The 20002-nt window shown below is 46.3% G+C and carries 14 protein-coding genes; 9 read left to right on the top strand and 5 right to left on the bottom strand.

What is annotated here, in order from left to right:
• Positions 1–77: 77 nt before the first annotated feature.
• Entirely contained in the window at positions 78–3965 is a 3888-nt protein-coding gene (locus tag FJQ87_RS17140; protein WP_168195221.1) for a S8 family serine peptidase, read from the bottom strand.
• A 255-nt stretch (positions 3966–4220) separates the two neighbouring features.
• Here FJQ87_RS17140 and FJQ87_RS17135 point away from each other — a divergent pair, with 255 nt between their 5' ends.
• From FJQ87_RS17135 to asnC, 3 genes are all read left to right on the top strand, one after another.
• Positions 4221–4526 (top strand): hypothetical protein, encoded by a 306-nt coding sequence (locus tag FJQ87_RS17135; RefSeq protein WP_140933654.1) that lies wholly within the window; start codon positions 4221–4223, stop codon positions 4524–4526.
• Positions 4527–4639: 113 nt separating this feature from the next.
• Complete coding sequence (rluA, locus tag FJQ87_RS17130; protein ID WP_140933653.1) at positions 4640–5317, top strand: bifunctional tRNA pseudouridine(32) synthase/23S rRNA pseudouridine(746) synthase RluA; 678 nt, start codon at positions 4640–4642, stop codon at positions 5315–5317.
• 68 nt (positions 5318–5385) lie between these two features.
• Positions 5386–5850 carry a transcriptional regulator AsnC gene (gene asnC, locus FJQ87_RS17125; RefSeq protein WP_140934187.1) on the top strand — a complete coding sequence of 155 codons (465 nt, stop codon included), beginning with the start codon at positions 5386–5388 and terminating at the stop codon, positions 5848–5850.
• Positions 5851–5903: 53 nt separating this feature from the next.
• Here asnC and FJQ87_RS17120 read toward each other — a convergent pair whose 3' ends face one another.
• A complete protein-coding gene (locus tag FJQ87_RS17120; RefSeq protein WP_168195220.1) occupies positions 5904–7886 on the bottom strand; it encodes a S9 family peptidase in 1983 nt (660 codons plus the stop codon).
• Between the two features lie 176 nt (positions 7887–8062).
• On the opposite strand from FJQ87_RS17120, the gene FJQ87_RS17115 reads away from it, so the two are divergent.
• Positions 8063–10837, top strand: a complete 2775-nt coding sequence (locus FJQ87_RS17115; RefSeq protein WP_140933651.1) for a TonB-dependent receptor — start codon at positions 8063–8065, stop codon at positions 10835–10837.
• Between the two features lie 96 nt (positions 10838–10933).
• Here FJQ87_RS17115 and FJQ87_RS17110 read toward each other — a convergent pair whose 3' ends face one another.
• Positions 10934–11329 (bottom strand): hypothetical protein, encoded by a 396-nt coding sequence (locus FJQ87_RS17110; RefSeq protein WP_168195219.1) that lies wholly within the window; start codon positions 11327–11329, stop codon positions 10934–10936.
• A gap of 350 nt (positions 11330–11679) precedes the next feature.
• On the opposite strand from FJQ87_RS17110, the gene FJQ87_RS17105 reads away from it, so the two are divergent.
• Together FJQ87_RS17105 and FJQ87_RS17100 are read left to right on the top strand one after the other, a co-directional pair.
• Positions 11680–13458: a flavocytochrome c gene (locus FJQ87_RS17105; protein ID WP_240778771.1), complete on the top strand. Its 1779-nt coding sequence runs from the start codon at positions 11680–11682 to the stop codon at positions 13456–13458.
• Positions 13459–13715: 257 nt separating this feature from the next.
• Positions 13716–14705, top strand: coding sequence for a 2-hydroxyacid dehydrogenase (locus FJQ87_RS17100; protein ID WP_140933649.1), 990 nt, complete (start codon positions 13716–13718; stop codon positions 14703–14705).
• Between the two features lie 173 nt (positions 14706–14878).
• On the opposite strand, the gene FJQ87_RS17095 is transcribed toward FJQ87_RS17100, so the two are convergent.
• Complete coding sequence (locus tag FJQ87_RS17095; protein WP_140933648.1) at positions 14879–15415, bottom strand: DUF3332 domain-containing protein; 537 nt, start codon at positions 15413–15415, stop codon at positions 14879–14881.
• A gap of 313 nt (positions 15416–15728) precedes the next feature.
• Between FJQ87_RS17095 and FJQ87_RS17090 the strand changes: the two genes are divergently transcribed.
• A complete protein-coding gene (locus FJQ87_RS17090) occupies positions 15729–16472 on the top strand; it encodes a fused MFS/spermidine synthase (protein ID WP_140933647.1) in 744 nt (247 codons plus the stop codon).
• Between the two features lie 277 nt (positions 16473–16749).
• A complete protein-coding gene (gene lpxL / locus FJQ87_RS17085; RefSeq protein ID WP_140933646.1) occupies positions 16750–17679 on the top strand; it encodes an LpxL/LpxP family Kdo(2)-lipid IV(A) lauroyl/palmitoleoyl acyltransferase in 930 nt (309 codons plus the stop codon).
• 73 nt (positions 17680–17752) lie between these two features.
• Here lpxL and FJQ87_RS17080 read toward each other — a convergent pair whose 3' ends face one another.
• Complete coding sequence (locus tag FJQ87_RS17080) at positions 17753–19165, bottom strand: TonB-dependent receptor (protein WP_140933645.1); 1413 nt, start codon at positions 19163–19165, stop codon at positions 17753–17755.
• Between the two features lie 284 nt (positions 19166–19449).
• Between FJQ87_RS17080 and FJQ87_RS17075 the strand changes: the two genes are divergently transcribed.
• Positions 19450–19761: a pyrimidine/purine nucleoside phosphorylase gene (locus FJQ87_RS17075; protein ID WP_140933644.1), complete on the top strand. Its 312-nt coding sequence runs from the start codon at positions 19450–19452 to the stop codon at positions 19759–19761.
• Positions 19762–20002 lie beyond the last annotated feature (241 nt).

Raw genomic sequence — 20002 nt, 5'->3', positions numbered from 1 at the left:
CCGTAAGTTCATACTTTTAAGCTTACCCCCAGCTTTCCAGAAGCCAACCATTATCAATCAAATTAACACCCATCAAACTAGCGCAGGGCTGGCGATCTTATCTGCCTCAATAACCATAAACAGGCTAACAGCAGTAAGGCGCTCCCCATACTACCGCCTCCGCCTCCGCCATTATCAGTCGGTGGGGAAGTCGCTGGCGTGATACTAATGCTAACTGTCACTGGCGGCGAATTTTGCTTACCGTCACTGGCGCTAAGCGCAAAGCTTAGCGGGCCAGAACTTGGGGCGATAAAGCTTAGCTTGCCAGCGCCATCCACATTAATAGTCACTTGCGAGCCTGATACTTGTTGCCATTGATAGCTGAGTGTATCGCCATCAATATCGCTGCCGTTGGCACTGATAGTGACACTGGCGCCAGCATTGACGGTTTGCGTTAACGGCGCAGGGTTAACACTTGGCGCATCATTGACTGAGTTAATCACTAAATTCACAGTCACGGCTTGGCTCGGCTCATTATTGGCGTTGGTTGCTATATAGCTAAAAGAGTCGGTGCCAAAGTAATTGGCCTGCGCTTGGTATCTCACAGTGCCTGCATTAATCACACTTAATTGGCCATGGCTTGGCGCACTATTAATGCTAATTTGCTCAAACGTGCTCATTGGCACTATAACGAGTGGCAGCACGGCGGTGGCGTTATCACTGCCAATAGTAAGCTTGGTTGTCAGTAGCTGCTCAAGGCGATTGTCATTCGTCAGTACATTAAATTCAAGCGAGCTATCTTCGTTAAGCGTGACGGTATCTGGCGTTGGAAACACCACATTGATGGGGCTGACATCAACACTTAATTGCAGTTCGCCTGGGGAGGTAGAAGCGAGTCCCCACACATCGCCATTATTGGGTAACACGCCATCGCCATTATAATATTGCTGACTTGCGTGAGTGCCGAGGCTATTTCCTGCGCCTATGGTTAACGTACTTGGCGCATTGGAGACATTAATATAGTTAAAATAAATTTGTTGATGATCGCCTAAGCCAAGCCAGAGGGCAAAGCTAAAAGTTTGGTTAGTGGTATTGTCAAAAAGCGCCGCATTTGCCCATTCAATCACGAAATAATCATTGCCAGCAAACGTCATAGTGCGGCTATAAATGTTACCGCCACTGGTTTCCGCAGATCCCTGTAAATCAAAATCCGTCCAGAAGGGGGCAATAACATTATTGGGCGTTTGCACTTGAGGTATGGCTTGGTTGGTGGTGTCATGGCTTAGGTTGTGATCGCCAGGTACCACAAATCCGTTATCAGATACTGAGATGGCTTGATAGTTAACACCTTGATAGTTAAAGCTTGGTGTCGTTAGGGTGAAACTCACATCATCGCAACTGCCAGTGCAAGACAGCGGCGCGACTGTGCCGCTGATACTTGGCAAACTCATGGCAGCAGGACTAATAGCGAGCGCACCACTACTTAATTGCCCCTGCCAACTTAAGGAGCGCTCACTGACGTTAAAATTGTCAGTTTGGCCATCTTGTAAGTTTATGGCCGCGCTTTGGCTATCAAAGACAAGATTCGCGGGCGCCTCTGCCGTTAACGTCACATTGCTGGCAGCTAATAAATTAGTGACTTGCCAGCGTAATCGGGCGCTGCCATCTGGGGTAAGAGTGGCTGTATTGCTGCTAAAGCTGAGTATTTCTGGGCGCGAATTTTTACCAAACTTAAGCAAGAGTGGTAATTGCTGCGTTGCTCCCGTATTTGGCGTAAATAATAGCCGGCCAAATTGCCAGTTACTATTGCTGACCTCTAAGGTACTGACATTAAACGCTAATTCATAACTACTATTGGGGGAAACTGTGATGTTAGTCGCGGTAGGTGTGATAGTCAGTTGATTGCTGATGCTACTGATACTAACGCTACTCGCGGTTGCGCTATGGTTATAGATTGTGAGGCTAGCGGCGCAGTCAAAAGTGCACTCATCATTGATGATGGCTAAGCTTGCAAAACTTAAAGGGGCGCTTGCGGCATTATCTAGAGCTAGGCGACCTGCACCAGTAACAAAGGGCGTGACATCGCTGCCATCGGCGCTGGTTAATCCGCTAAATTTACTGCTAGAAACCAATATACTTTTTATCGCGCTAACGCTTAATTGCGGGTAGCGCGCCATCAATAAGGCGCCAGCGCCAGCCACTTGTGGGCTCGCCATGCTAGTACCGGTAAATTCAATAAAGTCACTCGCTTCATTGGCCGATAAAATATCCGTACCGGGCGCGCTAAGCTCTGGTTTTAATGCGTTAAGACCTATGACTGGGCCCTGACCGCTATCAATATTCACTTGATCAGCAAATTCTGCTTGGATAAGTTGCTGCGAATTAGCGCGAATGCTGACCGCGCTGCCTGAGGTGTGATTGCTCTCTAACCATTGGCCATCAAGCGCCGATACCATAAAACCAGGGATACTGGCTTGGGGCATAAACATGGTAAAGGGCGCACTGTTAACATTGTTATAAGTTAATAGCATGCGCGCGCCAGCGGCACTGACATTGGCCGCTTTTTGCTCAAAGGTACAAGTGCCGCGCTCAACCAGTACTATGGCTTGATTAAAACTTGCTGCCGCAAATGGCTTGCAAGCATCGCGATTATTGGCACTGATGGCGCTGGCATGAATTAGCGGCGCATTAAGGTTAGCGCTTAATATGGGGCCATCGCCAGCAACGGCCGCAAGCTCTCTGCCGTTAGTCGTCAGTAAATGGGCGGTGATTTTACCTGTGCTGGTATTAGCCACAGCTAAGCCCGCATCAACGCAGGCTGGGCAACTAATAGAACTCGCGCCCATAGTGCCATCGTTACCGGCAGCGCTTACCATTAAAATACCGGCCGCTTCCGCGGCGCGAAATACGCTTTGATATGGGCTGGAATTAGGATCTTCTCCCGGCGCGCCGCCCCAAGAATTATTAATCACATCACTGCCATCATTGACAGCATCCTCTAATGCCGCGAGCAGCATAGTGTCTGAACCTATGGCACCTTGGCAGTCATCACCGCTAAATAAGGCTTTGTAAATCATGAGGCTAGCGCCAGGCGCGACCCCAGATAAACTAATGGTGTCAGCGCTAATCGTGGTGCTGACTAGATTGCCGGCGGCTATGCCTGCCACATGAGTGCCATGGCCGTTGTAATCCCTTGGGCTTAAGTGTTCATCGGCGCAAAGACTAAAGTCAGGTTGATACCAGCGCGCGACAGTAATCTTGTTATTACAAAAGTTAGGATTAGCTTTGCAGTAATCATTGCTGGCAGGGCTACTTGGGCTAAACCCTGTGCCAGAAAACATCGGGTGCTCAGGGGTAATACCGCTATCGATAATCGCAATCTTAATGCCTTCAGCCGCGCGGCTTTGGCCACCGACTAATTGCCACAAGGATTGACTACTCATCAAGGTATTAGCGGCATCCATGGACTGGCGATAGTAACGCACCGGATAAACCGCTTTAACAGCGCTATGTTGGCGTAACGCATTGACTTCTTTTACTGATAATTGGGCGCTAAAGCCATTAAATAGCGTGTGATATTGCTGCTCAATCATCGCCTTGCTACCAAGGATTTGCTTGATAACACTTTGCTGTTGCTGGTTAATTTGCTGCAGTGCTAATGCATTTGCTTGAATTTGAGCTTGAGCCTGAACTTGAAGGGTAGTGCGTGAAGATATACCGCCAGATTGGATGTAACCTCTTTTTGATTGCCTAAAGCTATCGTGCATCGCCATTGGCTTGGCAGTGAGCTCAACAATATAGGAGGGTTTAATCGGCGTAGATACATCGGCAGCAATACTTGTCTGCACAGCGGTTTTGTTGGCGAGTGGCTTGGCATAAAAGCGATATATTTCAGGGGCGCTTTCAAGATAAGTGGGCGCGGCATTATCACTATTGGCTAATGCATCATTAGCCAATGCATTAGGCGTTAAGGCGTTATGGGTCATGATTATGGCCGATAATCCTAAGGCGAATCGGCTGCGCTTACTTAGTGTCGCCTTGCTTATTAATCTCGCCATAGTCGTTATTTCACCCTGTTAATATCAACTGCATTCCTTTGATTTAATTCTAGGAGAGAACTGGACACTTGCGAGGATTATCGGGCAACAACAAAAGTGAATGAATGGTTAATTATGTTGTGTTTTTAATGGTTTCGTTCCACTCTGGGGTATTTATCATCATTGCTAACCATGGGCATCATTATGAATCCTTATCCTGAAAGTTACCGCCTAGCTGTTCCGCCCTTGTGCAGCCTATTCATGGTGGTTTGGGCGTTACTGACCCCAGTATGGCAATGGTTATCTGTGGCTGAGGCTGGGGCCTTTGCTTGGTATCTGTACCCGTTATTTGCCACCTTTGCCGTGAGTGTGCTGGGCCATGGTTACTTAATTTTGCTTTCGCCCGGAATTAAGCGCTTAGATCAGGCCTTTTATGCCTTAGTGCACTTACCCTTGGCGTTTGTGATTTGGATTTTTGCCATCATGCAAATGTCGGGACGCGGTTGGTAATTGGTTAGACTCGGGGACTTGTGTGTAGCTTAAGCGGATAATTTCGAGCTTTTGCTTGCGACTCGCTTGTCCTGCGGGTATCGTGACGCCGCCTTATTTGCCAGAGTATAGTTATGCCGGATTTTATCTATTGCCCACCGACCGACCCGTGGTTATCTCAAGTTCACTGCGACAAAGACATCATAGTTATCGATAAGCCGTCAGGATTATTGTCTGTGCCTGGGCGTGCGCTTGCCCATAAAGACAGTGTTTATAGCCGCGTGTTAGCTGAACATCCCAATGCGCAAGTGGTGCATCGTCTCGATATGGCAACCTCTGGCATCATAGTATTAGCGCTACGCCGGAGCGCAGAAATTGAATTAAAGCGGCAGTTTCACGACCGTGAAACCCATAAAATCTATTATGCGCGGGTGGCAGGTCACGTGAAGCAAGCGCAAGGCAGCGTTGATTATCCACTGATTTGTGATTGGCCAAATCGGCCTAAACAAATGGTTGATCACAAGATAGGCAAACCAAGCCTGACCCATTATGAAGTGATTAGTTATGGCAAGCGCTCAACCTTAGTTAAGCTTACGCCGATAACAGGCCGCTCACATCAACTGCGGGTGCATATGATGGCCATAGGTCACCCTATCCTTGGGGATAATTTTTATGCCGATCCGCTAGCAAAACGCTTGGCGCCAAGGTTGTTATTGCACGCGGCAGAACTGCAGATAACTCACCCTTATTCAGGTGAGGTCCTAACTTTTACGGCAGCGGCCCCTTTTATGGAAGCTGAAGCTGATCAATAATAGGGTTGTTAAATTCGTAATATCCCTACAAAAACATTAGAAGAAAATCAATAATCCCTATGAATACTATTGATCACTCATTTCAACGCGACCAGCTAGATAATCAAATTCTAGAAGCCTTGATGCAAGATGCGCGCAGCCCTTTTGCTGAATTAGCTAAGCGCTTTGGCGTTAGCGCTGGCACTATTCATGTACGGGTCGAGAAAATGCGCCAAGCAGGTATCATTACCGGCGCGCAAATCTCAGTGAATCCTAAAGCACTGGGATACGATGTTTGCTGTTTTATTGGTATTAATTTAAAGAGTGCCGGGGATTATCCCGCTGCGATTGCCAAGCTTAATGCCTTAGAAGAAGTGGTTGAAGCGTATTACACCACAGGTCATTACAGTATTTTCGTCAAAGTCATGTGTCAGTCGATTGATGGCTTGCAACATGTATTGATTAACCGCATTCAGTCCATTGATGAAATACAATCGACAGAAACCTTAATCAGTCTGCAAAACCCTATCAGCCGTGCGGTAAAACCTACCTAAATGCCTTTAAAAAAACACCGCGATAAACATCGCGGTGTTTGATCTTAGCTCAATTAATTCAGATATTTTCCCAAAAAGCTTTGCATTTGAATGTACAAATCTTTGCGGTTGTCTTCATCATAAAAACCATGGCCTTCGGTTTCTTTCCACACCCAGACAGGATCTTTACCGACCTTCTTTAAGGCGTCGCGCATCACATAGGCATTTTCATAATGAGCCTGCTCGTCACGGCCGCCATGCACTATCATGACTCCCGCTTTTATCTTGTCAGCATTATGGGCGGGTGAGTGGCGTTTCATCTCTGACTCTGAACCACCAAAGGCTTGTTCCATATAGCGTTTTCCCCAACCTAAGCGTTCAGCCACATTGCCCTTTTCAAACATCAAAGGTAAATCGTACACACCAACATAACCGATAGCGCACTTATACAGATCTGGCTCTTTAACGACTCCCATTAATGAGGCATAGCCGCCATAACTGGCGCCAGAAATACAGATTTTATCTTTATTGGCATAGCCTTGTGTTATCGCCCACAAGGTGCCATCGGTTAGGTCATCTTGCATAGCTCCGCCCCATTGGCCATAACCACTATCTTCAAATTCGCGGCCATAGCCACCAGAACCGCGGAAGTTGATTTGCAATACGCTATAGCCTTGGCTGGCATAAAACTGAACTTCATCATTAAAGCCCCAATAGTCGCGTGGACCGTGAGGACCGCCGTGAGGATGGACGATCAAAGGCATATTTTTACCGTCACTGCCTTTGGGGGTAGTTAAGTAGCCATGTAGCTCTATGCCATCACGGGTTTTAAAGCTGATAGGCTGCATGTTTGCCATCTTAGCTTCATCTATCCATGGGCGTGATGCCGATAAGAATGAAACCTTATTATTGGCTTTATCAAACAAGTAAAACTTACCCGGGTTGACATCTGAACTGGCAGAAATCAACCATTTTTGGTTGTCGCTAGTCGTTGAGGTGATCTTGATAAAATTACCTGCAAAGGCTTGTTCTAACGCGCGGTAATCTTTAGCGAACTCGCTATTTTCATCAAAGAAAATGACCTTAGGAATGCCGTCGTACACAACAGCGCCTATGGGTTCACGAATACGCTTACCCTCGTCACTGTAATAGGTATTGATAAAAGGGAAGGCATCAACTGTATCATGGCGATACATGAGTTCACGCTTGCCATCGGCGAGTTTAATTCGATAAATTCCGTCAGTGCTGGCCTCGGTATTATCGCTGGTAAACATGTATTGATTATCAGCGCTAAAACCTATGATGCTGGTGGCGCCTTTGGCACTTTGACGTGTCATATCGACTATGGATACCGCTTGCCAGGGGGAGGCGGTATCGGCGCGTAAATAGGTAATCATTTCGCCTGAGGCTTCTGCGCTTTGCAGTCCTTTGCGTTCAGTCTTACTTGATTGCGATGCGCGCCATACATCTTTGTTATCTAAGGTAATGGCTGCATTTTCGTGCTCAGCCTTTTCGACTAAACTGCGCTTGCCGTTATAGATATTGAGCTTATAGAGATTGCTATATTGTTTTTTATCAAGATTGGATGAAATTAGAATATGTTTAGGGTCATCAGACAGTAGGCTTTCGATATTTGCGGCTGCGCCATCGTTGTTGCGCGCGCCAAATAATTGAATGCGCTCACTGCAATCGGCATTGCCAGCAAACAACTCACCCGTCCAGAACGGCGAGGCATATTGGTCCGATTGTTTGGAAATCGTCATTAATATCCGCTCAGGGTTAGCCCACCAAAATTCCATCACAGATTCATCGGATTTGAACACAAAATTACAGATAATTTTTTGATTGGCATTATTAATAATGGCCAAACGCTTATGCTCTTTATAAGGGTAAGTGGCTGCTAAAAATTCGCCGGAAGGGGAAATTTTAACATTGCTAAACATGCTGTGTTTAGCAAAGTCATCGATAGACACTCCAGAGTCAGATGCCGCATAAACACTGATGGGAGCGCCAAGTAAGGTGAGTGGCAGAAGCCAGCTAGGCAATTTTTTCAACATTGTAAACCTCATCCCCTAAAAAAACCTTGGCAACACAAGCGTAACATTATTTACATGATGCAAACAATAGGGTGGCGTCTTACCTGCTGCTGTCGTGGCAACAACAAAAAAATCATAAATAACAAGTTACTTGCTTGTGAGACTTCTTAGAGAGTCAGCAAGATTGTGGAGGATGTATGTTGAAGATTTCCAAAATGGCCAAAGCAATTCACTTAGGTATTGTCTCATCAAGCTTAATGTTTGCGGGCGTTACCATAGCGGCTGATGACGTAAAAAAAGAAGATGAAAAAGTTGAACGCATTGAAGTGACGGGCAGCCGTATTAGCCGCTCCGATTTAGAAACGGCGCAGCCGATAGTCGTTCTTACCGCTGAAGACATGAAAAACGAAGGCTTTAGTACGGCATTTGATGCGCTGCAAGGTTTGTCACAAAATACTGGTACCGTTCAAGGTAACGAGTTTGGCGCCCAAGGCGGCTTTACCCCTAACGCTGACGTGATTGACTTGCGTGGCTTTGGCCCTGGCTATACCTTAGTGCTGCTCAATGGTCGCCGCATTGCTGAAAACCCAACCCCGTATAATGGCCAAAGTAACTTTGTTAACTTAGCCGGTATTCCGTTTGCTGCCATTGATCGCATTGAAATTGTCACCGCTGGCGCATCTGCCATTTACGGCTCTGATGCGGTAGCTGGTGTTGTTAACATCATTTTGAAGAAAGATATCGACGCTACGACTGTCAATGCCATGTATGGTACTACCTATGAAGGCGGCGGCGATCAACAGCGCTTCTCGCTGACATCTGGCACCACAGGTTCAAATTACTCGATTGGCGGTACCTTAGAGTTTTATAAGCAAGAGCCCATTTATTCACGTGAACGTGACTTTTTAGATTCTGTTGATGATAACCCAGCAGGCGCGGGCCCATTAAGCCGCGGTATCTTATTGTTAGACAATAGAACGGGTAAGTATCGCGACCCCGGCGCGCAGGCGTGCGCCGATTCTGGTTCGGGTTATGAGTATGCCTCTCGTGAAAAATTTGGTAACTATTGCGGTGTTGATACCACAGGCGATAACACTATTCGTAACGAGCGTAAAAACACCACTGGTTATGTCTTTGGTACGTATGATATCAGCGACAGCCTGCAATTCTTTGCAGATGGTATGTATACCACTATTGATTCAGCGGTTTATGGTTCGCGCCATTTCTATAGCGAAAACTTATTAGTGAATACTCCAAACGGCACTGGCAACATTTTTGGTGGTACTCGCGATTATGTCTTGCATCAGCGTATGTTTAGCTTTGATGAAATGGGGCAGCGTAATACCGAATTTGATGAAGATGTATATAACTTTACCGCGGGTTTAAAAGGCAGTGTCTTTAGCGATTACAACTGGCAGGCTTATTACTCTGAAAGTCGTTATGACTATCAAAGTGCCCGTGACTGGATGAAGGAAGAGAAAGTCACTGAAATGTTCTTAGGTGCCATAGATAACTCTTTTGGTCTGTATAACGGCGCCGGTAAAGTGGGTCTTTATGACAAAATTACGCCAGATATTCGCAATGAGTTAATTGGCACGCAAATCATTGAAGGTGATTCGTATGCTCGCACTTTCTCCGCCGATATCAATGGCGACCTATTTGAATTACCTGCAGGTATGGTGGGCTTTGCTGCCATTATTGAATACAACAAACAAGGTTACAGCTTAGAGGTTGATGAGCGCACCTTAAACCAAACGGGTATGGGGTGGCAGGGCTTAACTGGCACTGAAGGTGGCGGTGATCGTAGTCGTTATGCTGTGGGCGCCGAGTTCTTAGTGCCTGTGATTGAAGGTTTAGATTTAGGTTTAGCGGGTCGTTATGACCAATATGATGATGATACTACCGATGTTGGTGGCCGCTTATCGCCATCAGTGAGTTTAACGTATCAACCGATTGAAGAAGTGAAGTTCCGTGGTAACTGGGGACAAAGTTTCCGCGCGCCAGATATGCATTATGTGTTTGCTGGTAATTCAGGCTTCTTCTCCAATGCTTATGACTGGACCAGTTGTCGCCGTGATGATTTTAACGATGACCCAAGCTTTGTGCCATCAGAAAGCGCCTGCGATCCGTCTAACTTTAAAGGTAGTCGTTCAGGCAGCTTAACTTTAGAAGAAGAGAAGGGTACCAACTGGGGGCTTGGCGTTATCATAGAGCCGATTGAAGATTTGAGCATGACTATCGATTTCTACGATATTAAGCTTGAAGACTTAATTCGTGACGAAAGTGCGCAAACCTTGCTGGATTTAGAGTATGACTGTAATTACAGCTTAAATGGTAAGTCACCTAATAGCCCTGAATGTCTTGCTAATACGGCTAAAATTAAACGTGTACCTGTTGGTAGCCCTGGCGCGGGTGAAATTGAAACCATTAACGTTACTCCTGAAAACAAAGCGTTATATCAGCAGCGTGGTATAGATACACAAATTAGCTATGGCTTAGATACTCAATACGGTGATTGGGGCTTCAACTTGGGTTGGACTCATATTTTAAATACCCGTTATCAAGCCAATAGCGAAGCCGAACTGCAAGAATTACGTGATGATAAAGATAACAGCGAGCCGCGCTCAAAAGTGAACTTAACTGTGAGCTGGGATTATCAAGAGTGGCAAGCTGCGATTCGCGGCGATCGTATGGGTAGTATCCCTGTATGGGAGCAACCTGCCGGCAACTATGACCCTGTGACGGGTAATGTTGTTAAAGTTGACCGTTTACAGCAATATTTCACGGTTAACATGTCTGTGGGTTATCAATTTACTGACAACCTGACAGTGCAGTTAATTGGTGAGAATATTCTTAACGAACGCCCAGAAGTCGACGTAACTCATAACAGCTGGCCATATTACAACAGCTTCTCTTACCCAGGTGCTGCGATTGGCGCCGCTTATCGCGCAGAAGTGTCGTATCGCTTCTAAGCATTAAGTCAGTGTGAGTCGTTAGTGATTTTGAAAAAAGCCCTCGAGCAGTAATGTTCGGGGGCTTTTTATTGGCAGCTGTTCAGCCTAGGCCTACTAGCCTTTAATCTCTTTTTTGCTATCTAAGCGGCGGCGATGAATGATGGAGTAATGCCTAAGCCCAGATGGGCCGTGTGACACAATTACGGACAATAAAATGATGGCAATGATGAGCGCAGGTTTCGCGCTCGCCAATGGAATGAACAGCAGTAATAAGCCAATCTTCACTAAGGTGAGTACGCCCTTTAGCTGGATAAGCCAGCGCCAATCGCGAATAACTTCCCACAGCATCAAGATTAAACCCGTCACCATGGCGATAATCCAGTAGGTGAGCCAAGCATCCATTGGCACAGCTAATAAAATGCCGCCCGCGGCGCCGCACACACCGACGATATGCAGGGCTCGCAGACCAGTTTTTGCCAAGCGTTGCAGCCAGAATTGAGTCTCAGTCACAGGTACACCTAAGGTAAAAATAAAGCCAATATGGCGGATATCATGGAGTTAAAGCGGCTTAAAACGCAAGAATTGCCGTGAGCCAAAGCAAAAATTGTGAGATGACCATGAAAAGGATGAAATGACTAGCGCTGAGTTAGAGGCAGACTATTCATGCTAACAATGTGAGCTTGCTTGGATTTTTAACGGGTTAAAATTAACAATAGATAATCTGTGATACGCATAAATATATACCTCTTTTGGTAGTGGTACATTTGCGCCAATAAGCAATACTCCTGTAAATAAAGGCTTTTATTAGGCGGCCTTAATATATTGCAGTTGGTGTATTTACTACTAAATGGGTGGAATAGATGATTCGTATCATGCGTAAAACGGTATTAGCCGTGATGGTTTCTGGAGTTATGGCGGGCAATGTGTGGGCTGCCGCTGATTACTTGGCAGATTTTCATACTGAAATGGGTGGCTGTGAATCTTGTCACGTCACTGAAAAAGGCCCTACTGATGATAATCTCAAGCATGAGAACAGTCAGTGCGTTAGCTGTCATGGCACGCTGAAAGAAGTGGCGCTAAACGATCCTAAAACCATAGTCTCCCCCCATAGTTCACACCTCATTGGTGATATTGCTTGTACCGCATGTCATAAGGGCCATGAAAAATCAGTCGCTTACTGTGATGCTTGCCATAGCTTTGACTATAACATGCCTTATGAAGGCAAGTGGGAGCGTAAGTTCGTTCCGGTTGATGCCGATAAGAAAGCGCAAGATCAAGCCATTGCTTCAGGCCCAAGCGAATCAACCGATGTAGTGGTTATTGGTTCAGGTGGCGCAGGCTTAGCGGCTGCGGTCGCTGCGCGTAACCATGGCGCCTCTGTCATAGTGCTGGAAAAAGAGCCTATTGCGGGCGGTAACACTAAGCTGGCTGCCGGTGGTATGAATGCTGCTGAAACTAAGCCGCAAGCTAAGCTTGGCATTGAAGATAAGAAAGCCATCATGATTGAAGACACCATGAAAGGTGGTCGCAATCTTAATGATCCTGAATTAGTCAAAGTGTTAGCCAATGAGTCATCAGACTCTATAGATTGGTTAATGGCCATGGGCGCGGACATGAATGATGTCGGCCGTATGGGTGGCGCCAGTGTTAATCGCTCTCACCGCCCAACGGGTGGCGCTGGTGTGGGTGCTGAAGTAGCGCAAGTATTATGGGACGCCGCCACTGAGCGCGGTACTGACATTCGCTTAAATAGCCGCGTGGTGCGTATTTTAGAAACGGGTGGCAAAGTGACTGGCGTGCTGGTTAAAGGTGAGCACACAGGTTATTACGTCATTAAGGCCGATGCCGTAGTGCTAGCAACTGGCGGTTTTGCCCGTAACAATGAGCGCGTGGCTCAGTACGATCCGAAACTGGCTGGCTTTGCTGCCACCAATCACCCAGGTGCTACTGGTGATGGCTTAGATGTTGCTATACAAGCGGGCGCGGCAACGCGCGATCTTGAATACATTCAAGCGCATCCAACTTACTCGCCAGTCGGCGGCGTAATGGTAACAGAAGCTGTGCGTGGTAATGGCGCTATTCTGATTAACCGTGAAGGTCAGCGATTCGTTAACGAAATCACCACTCGCGATAAAGCCTCTGCCGCTATTTTGGCACAAAAAGGTGCCAGTGCTTACTTGGTATTTGATGATGCCGTGCGTAAATCATTAAGTAAGATTGAAGGCTATGTGCATTTGCATATCGTTGAAGAAGGCCAAACTGTAGCGGATTTAGCTAAGAAGATGGGCGTACCGCCAGTTAACTTAGAGGCCAGTATTGCTAGCTATAACCAGGCAGTATTAGCAGGTAAAGATGATGCCTTTGGTCGCCCAGATTTACCTAGAGAGCTTAATAAAGGCCCTTACTATGCCATGGAAGTGAAGCCTGCTGTGCATCACACCATGGGCGGCGTGAAAATTGATACTAAGGGTGAAGTACAAGGTCAAAATGGTCAAATCATCAAGGGCTTGTATGCTGCTGGTGAAATCACTGGCGGCGTGCATGGCGCTAACCGTTTAGGAGGTAACGCCATTTCTGATATCGTCACCTTTGGCCGTATTGCTGGTACAGATGCCGCGGCTTACGCTGAGAAAAATTAATTGCTTAGTATGAGTTAATCAACGGGTCCTTAGGGGCCCGTTTTGCTAAGCGGGGCGTTAGTGAATGCTGCTTGTCATTGACTTACGGCGATAACGCCTTAGTGGTCACTTATCTTATCTTCACCGCATTTGGGACATGAGTCATAAATTATCTTCAGTTAACGTGACCGTTAGTTGAGCACATTAGCGTTATCGCCTGCCAATTTCGTTTAGACTAAGTAGCAACAGCCAGCCCAGTCGTCATCAAGGAGTAGGACATGAGAATTGGTTTCTTTAGCGCTAAACATTACGACATCCATCACTTTAATCAGAGCGCGGCTCAATTTAGCGCTGAAATAGAATATTTTGATTTACGCTTAAGCTCGAAAACCGTGCCTTTGGCCCATGGCTTTGAAGTGATTTGTGCCTTCGTTAATGATGAACTCAGTGCTGAAATACTGACCGAATTAGCCGAGCATGGCACTAAGATTATTGCCATGCGCTGCGCTGGGTTTAACAATGTCGATTTAGTGGCGGCTAAGCGCTTAGGCATACATGTAGTTAACGTGCCAGCTTACTCACCGGAATCGGTCGCTGAACATACCATAGCCTTGATTTTGACCTTAAACCGCAAAATCCATAAAGCCTATCAACGGACCCGCGACGCTAACTTCTCCCTCGATGGTTTAGTCGGTTTTAACTTATTTGGTAAAACCGTTGGCATTATTGGCACAGGTAAAATTGGTTTAGCCACCATCAAGATTATTCAAGGCTTTGGCTGCAAGGTGTTAGCTTTTGATCCTTATCCAAACCCTGCGGTCATCGCCTTAGGGGTTGAGTATGTGAGCCTAGATGAGATGTTCCCAGTGTGCGACATCATCAGTTTGCATTGCCCATTAACTGCTGAAAATCATCACCTATTGTGCCAAGCGAGTTTTGATAAGATGAAACCTGGGATGATGGTGATTAACACCAGTCGCGGCGGCCTATTGAACGCCGTTGATGCCATGGAAGCCTTGAAACTTGGGAAAATTGGCTCGTTAGGGCTTGATGTGTACGAGAATGAAAAAGACTTGTTCTTCCAAGATAAGTCTAATGAAATCATTCAAGATGATGTTTTTAGGCGTTTATCGGCTTGCCATAATGTGGTCTTTACCGGTCATCAGGCGTTCTTAACTGCCGAAGCGCTCGACTCTATTGCTGAAACCACCTTAACCAATGTGCAGCAGACCTTGGCTGGGGAAGTGTGTCCTTATCTGTTGTGCTAATCAGTGGATGACTCGGTGCGATAAGTGGCTAAGCAACTAACTCACAAGTCGTAGGAATCTCACAAGTCATAAGAATAAACCACTAGATAGCAATAAGGCTGCCATTGGCAGCCTTATTGTTGTTGCGTGCAGTAAGCTTGAGCATTTAGCCATGGCTTACTGTTAGCAAGATTTTAGCTTTGACGGCTAGCGTAATAAGCTTGCAGCTCAGCTGTTGACGCTGTGGCTACGATTTGACCGTCAAGATAGAAGTTAACGTTATCGCCAGTCTTCTCGCCAGACATGATTTGCTCGCTACCATCTTCATAAGTCAGCAGCATATCCAGTTTGTTAGCATTCACTGGAGTCACGGTCGCTTTAGTTAACTTAACGCCAGTTAAAGGAGCTTTAGTTAAGTCTTTATCTAAGTGTTGGTTTACTTTGAATACCGCTTCAACAGGCATATCTACTAAGGCTGGTGATTTACCAGTAATAGGGTTAGTACCAGTCCAGAATTCGATAGTGTTGAAAATGAACAAGTCACCGGTAGCTGCAAAGGCATACACAGGCGCTAATAAGATATACACACCAGCACGGCCAAAACGGTTGTCAACCACACTCAGGTTACCCTTAGTGACTAAACCACTAAGACCCATGGTACCCATGCAACCTGCCAGTTGAGTACAGATAAGTAGTGAGGCGCCGATGGCCAGTTTTTTTGTAGAAGTCATTGGTTGTCTCAATGGTTAATGAATTGAGCGCGAATTTTAATCAGTTGGTAAAATTTTCCTGTGATCAAGATCAAAGTGGCGAGTAAATGAACTGTTGGCCTTGTTGTTTTGTTTGAGTTTGTTTTGCTAGTTTGGTGGTTTTAGTGTTGACTGCGATCTATTGTGGGCGCTATTCAATCAATCCATGGCCTTTGGTTAACACTTGTGTGAAAAGTAATCTTTCAATGTCTTGCGCTTAAATAGTCTTACGTTAAATATGCGAGGATTAAGCCAAGCTGTGGCAAAATAGCTTTTTTCTTTTCGAGCAAGACGCATGAGTGACTATCACTGCTTGTGGCAGGGAGAGGATCAGTTTGGTCCTATCAGTGTGGTTGAAGACAATGATTATCGATTGTTGGCCTTTGGCGATAACGATGAGCAAAGTAAGCAATTAAAAAGTGCGCCCCATATCCCGCAGCATACTTATGTGCAGGCGATGCTACTCAGTCTGTTATTTATTAAACCTAAATCAGCCATAGTGTTAGGGCTAGGTGGCGGCGCCTTACTGCATTCACTTAAACATTATGATCCCGCGATTAAGCTCACAGCCGTGGAATTGCGCCCGCAAGTGATTGAGTTAGCGAAGCGTTATTTTCGGGTGCAGCCCAGCAAAAAATTGCAATTGATTGAAGCTGATGCCATGAAGTTTTTAGCTGCTGGCGATCATAAGCGCTGTGACGTGATATATGCCGATATCTATACCGATGCTGGCATAGATGAGCAGCAGTTATCGCAAGTTTTTATCGATAATGCCTTTAACTTGCTAAAAGCCGATGGTCTGTTAGTGCTTAATTGCTGGAAAGAGCATAGCCGCGATGTGGAATTACTCGCCCGACTGCAAGCAAGTTTTGCTGACGTTTACGCGTGTCTCACCTCTGGCAGTAACTGGGTGGTCTTTGCCGCTAAGCAGCCTGGCATATTGCGAGACCATGGCTTAAAGGTCGGTATAGATGAGTTATCGAGCCGCTTAGATTTTAGTGTATCGCGCTCCCTTACTCGCTTTGGTCCTTGGCTGTAATAGGGTCACTTAACGGGCATAAACACTGGCTAGTGATTGCGCGCATTGTAGCACTTAGGCTTGCATCCGCGGCGCCGTCAACTGGGCTAAAACGTTTAGCTAATTTAGTGTAACTTGCGCCATAAGGCGCGACTTTGACCAAAAAATGGGCGCGAGCCGCGCTTTAAGGGCTAAGCGCCTTGTTATTTTAGCTAAGACGCATAAAATGCCGCTCCTTTGTTGTGATTTGCCCCGCTTGCTATTGAACTAGTGAGCTCATCACTGGGCCTGAGGCATTATGAGTAAATATACCGCACCAACATTCACCCTCAAATTGTTGCATCCACGCTATTGGGGCACCTTGTGCTTAATGGCTGTCATGTATCTGATGAGCTTATTGCCTTACGCCGTATTATTTCGTTTAGGTAAGGTGTGTGGCCGTGTGGCAATGCGCATGATGCCTAAGCGCAAACGCACTATTGAGCGCAATTTGAGCTTATGTTTTCCGCACATGAGCGAGCACGAGCGCGCGGCGCTAGTCAAACTCAATATCGACAATACTGGGCTGGCCTTATTTGAAACTTGCATGGCATGGTATTGGTCAGATAAGCGCGTATCTAGCCATGTGGAAGTGGTTGGTCTTGAGCACCTGCAAGCGCTTGAAGCTCAAGGCAAGGGCGCTATGCTGCTGGCTATTCACTCCCTTAATTTAGAATTGGGAGCCCGCGCCTTTGGTATTCATATGTCGGGCATGGGGGTTTATCGCCCTAACAATAATCCATGTTTTGATTACTTTCAGTATCGTGGTCGCTCGCGCTCCAACCGCACCTTAATCGATCGCAAAAACCTTAAATTCATGCTTGATTCGCTGCGCCAAGGCGCGCGGGTATGGTATGCCCCTGATCATGACTATGGCCGTCGCCGCTCGACGTTTGCGCCGTTATTTGCGGTTAAGCAAGCCTGTACTACCACAGGTACCAGCATTTTAGTGGATGAAACCGATTGCGCTGTGGTGCCGTTTTCCATGGTGCGTAAGCACGACAGTGGCCGTTATGTGCTGACCTTTGGCGAGCCGTTAATTGATAAGTTTCCTAAAGGTGATGTGGAAGCTGCGGCCGTGTTTGTCAATGGCATGGTAGAAGATGCCATTATGGCAGCGCCGAGCCAGTACATGTGGCTGCATCGCCGTTTTAAGACTCGCCCTGAAGGCGAGGCGTCACTGTACTAAGCTGCCATTGTAATTGGCATGATTAAACGCTAAGGCAATGTTAATAGCCGTTGTTATTGCTATGCCTTAGTGTTTAGCGGCGAAAGCCAAACAACTTAGCGCTCATTATGGTTTCGCTCACAATCGGCGGTAGCGCATGTTGCCAGTCGCCTAAGCCTTTGGCGAGTTGCTGCAAGATTTCGCGGGAATAGATATTAAGCAGCTCTGGATTACTGGATTCTATGCCAGTAAAAAAGCCATTGGCCAGCAAGTGCTGGTATAAAAAGCGTAAGTTATTGGGCACAGTGACTTGAGATAAATCATTTAGTTGCCCATGAGCATTAAGCTCAGGGTAGACAAATAAGCGGGTATGGTCGGGAAACAACTTACCAAAGCCTTCTAAAATACCGCCTTCTAAACCATCGTAAAACTTCTCATCAAAAATCTGTTGAATATTGACCATGCCTATCACTATGCCGATTTGCAGCTTAGTGTATTGGCGAAAATAGGCGCGCAGCGAAAAGTAGCGGGTATAGTCAGAAATCATCACATGGTAGCCGAGCAGATTCAGTAAACGCACGCGCTCGATAATATCGGTGGCAGCAATATTGGCATCTTTGCCGTGGCGATCGTTTAAGGAAATCTCAGTGATCACGACCGTATTGCTGGCATTGACATCCTCTAAGCATTCAAAGGCCTTTTGGCCTTGCTCTATCATATCGACATTGAGGCGAGTGACCGGCTTAAAGGCGCCGCGAATAGTGAGCACATTTTTTTTATACAGCATCTCGGCGGGCACAGCGACACTGCCATCGGGCTTAAACATCACAGCGCGAGTTTTATGGCTACGAATGAGGTGAATATTTTGCGCCTGATTATTGATGTCATCAAAATAAGGCCCTTTAAAATCAATACAATCAATCTCAATGCGGTTTGATTTCAAGTTGTCGCTTAAGGAGTCTATGATGCGTTTGGGGTCTTCAAAGTAGTAATAAGCGGCGTAAATCAGGTTAACCCCAAGTATGCCTAAGGCTTGCTGCTGCGCCTCGGCGTTATCATCAAACATGCGCACATGCACCACTAAGTTAGAGGGCTCAGCCCCTGGGTACATTTGAATGCGTACGCCGCACCAAGCGTGGCATTCATTATTGCGATTAAAGCTTTTGGCGGCCACAGTGGCCGCGTAAGTAAAGTAGCGAGATGATTTTGAGCGCACATTCGCTACACGTTCAACCACTAGGGCAAACTCTTGCTCCATCATGGCGATAACTCTGGCCTTGCTGACATAGCGGCCATCTTGCTGCACCCCGTAAATCGCATCAGAGAAGTTCATGTCATAGGCTGACATGGTTTTAGCTATGGTGCCCGCGGCGGCGCCAGCGACAAAAAAATTACGCGCCACTTCTTGGCCTGCGCCAATTTCAACGATAGTGCCGTATTTTTTTTCATCGAGGTTGAGGCGAAGGGCTTTATCCTTAGTGCTGCGTGAGCTGACCTGCTTATCCATAGCATCTCCAAGCGGTAACGAGTTAATTTATTGTTATAGCTAGTTATTCATTCTATCGTAAAAGCCGCGAGGCGCTAGTCTGACGTGTATCTTGGTGCAGATGTTTAAGCTTAATGCGTTGGCTTAACTTAAGGTATGGCGCTCGCTAAGTGCTGCTAGTTAGTGACTAAGCCTGCTATTATGGCGCGGCTTAGGCTTGCTAAACAGGCGCTTATAACCATGTGGTTATTTGATAGCGCGCAGTCAACACTGAATCCCCATTACCATTAAAGGAGCTTGTTACCATGTCACAATTTGATCAAGTCACCGTCGTTAAGGCCGCCAATATTTACTTTGACGGTAAAGTTACCAGTCGCACGGTTAAGTTCAGCGATGGCAGCCATAAGACCTTAGGGATTATGTTGCCTGGGGATTATGAGTTCAGTACTGCCGCCAAAGAGTTAATGGAAATTTTAGCCGGTGAGCTTGAAATTCAATTAGCCGGTGAAGCGTGGCAAACCATAGTGGCGGGTCAATCTTTTGAAGTCGCGGCTAATTCTAGTTTTAAATTAAAAATTCATACTGTGACTGATTACTGCTGCAGCTACTTAGCTTAAATCTTGCTGCTATTTGGGATGCTTTAGCTATTCCTAAAAGCAAATAGGCTAGCTAGAGGTTCACAGCTTCAAGCTCGTTTGAGGCTGTGAAACACGCGTTTTTTTAACTCCGCTTAACTTCGCAATTCACCTTTCTCTTAAATTGAGATTTAGCGCATCGTTTTTAAGTCATAGTCATCAATAGTGTGAAGCTGGTTACTGTCTCTTTTACCCAAAAATGAGTAGGGTATTAGCCATAGGT

The organism is Shewanella sp. SNU WT4, from assembly GCF_006494715.1.
Lineage (GTDB): Bacteria > Pseudomonadota > Gammaproteobacteria > Enterobacterales > Shewanellaceae > Shewanella.
The sequence above is the reverse complement of the archived record's forward strand: the minus strand, read 5'-3'. Positions and strand labels throughout refer to the sequence as shown.

Bases quoted from the DNA above. Each gene is read 5' to 3' on its own strand.
- FJQ87_RS17140 (WP_168195221.1), bottom strand. From the start codon at position 3,965: ATGACCCATAACGCCTTAACGCCTAATGCATTGGCTAATGATGCATTA.
- FJQ87_RS17135 (WP_140933654.1), top strand. From the start codon at position 4,221: ATGAATCCTTATCCTGAAAGTTACCGCCTAGCTGTTCCGCCCTTGTGC.
- rluA (WP_140933653.1), top strand. From the start codon at position 4,640: ATGCCGGATTTTATCTATTGCCCACCGACCGACCCGTGGTTATCTCAA.
- FJQ87_RS17120 (WP_168195220.1), bottom strand. From the start codon at position 7,886: ATGTTGAAAAAATTGCCTAGCTGGCTTCTGCCACTCACCTTACTTGGC.
- FJQ87_RS17115 (WP_140933651.1), top strand. From the start codon at position 8,063: ATGTTGAAGATTTCCAAAATGGCCAAAGCAATTCACTTAGGTATTGTC.
- FJQ87_RS17105 (WP_240778771.1), top strand. From the start codon at position 11,680: ATGATTCGTATCATGCGTAAAACGGTATTAGCCGTGATGGTTTCTGGA.
- FJQ87_RS17100 (WP_140933649.1), top strand. From the start codon at position 13,716: ATGAGAATTGGTTTCTTTAGCGCTAAACATTACGACATCCATCACTTT.
- FJQ87_RS17095 (WP_140933648.1), bottom strand. From the start codon at position 15,415: ATGACTTCTACAAAAAAACTGGCCATCGGCGCCTCACTACTTATCTGT.
- FJQ87_RS17090 (WP_140933647.1), top strand. From the start codon at position 15,729: ATGAGTGACTATCACTGCTTGTGGCAGGGAGAGGATCAGTTTGGTCCT.
- lpxL (WP_140933646.1), top strand. From the start codon at position 16,750: ATGAGTAAATATACCGCACCAACATTCACCCTCAAATTGTTGCATCCA.
- FJQ87_RS17080 (WP_140933645.1), bottom strand. From the start codon at position 19,165: ATGGATAAGCAGGTCAGCTCACGCAGCACTAAGGATAAAGCCCTTCGC.
- FJQ87_RS17075 (WP_140933644.1), top strand. From the start codon at position 19,450: ATGTCACAATTTGATCAAGTCACCGTCGTTAAGGCCGCCAATATTTAC.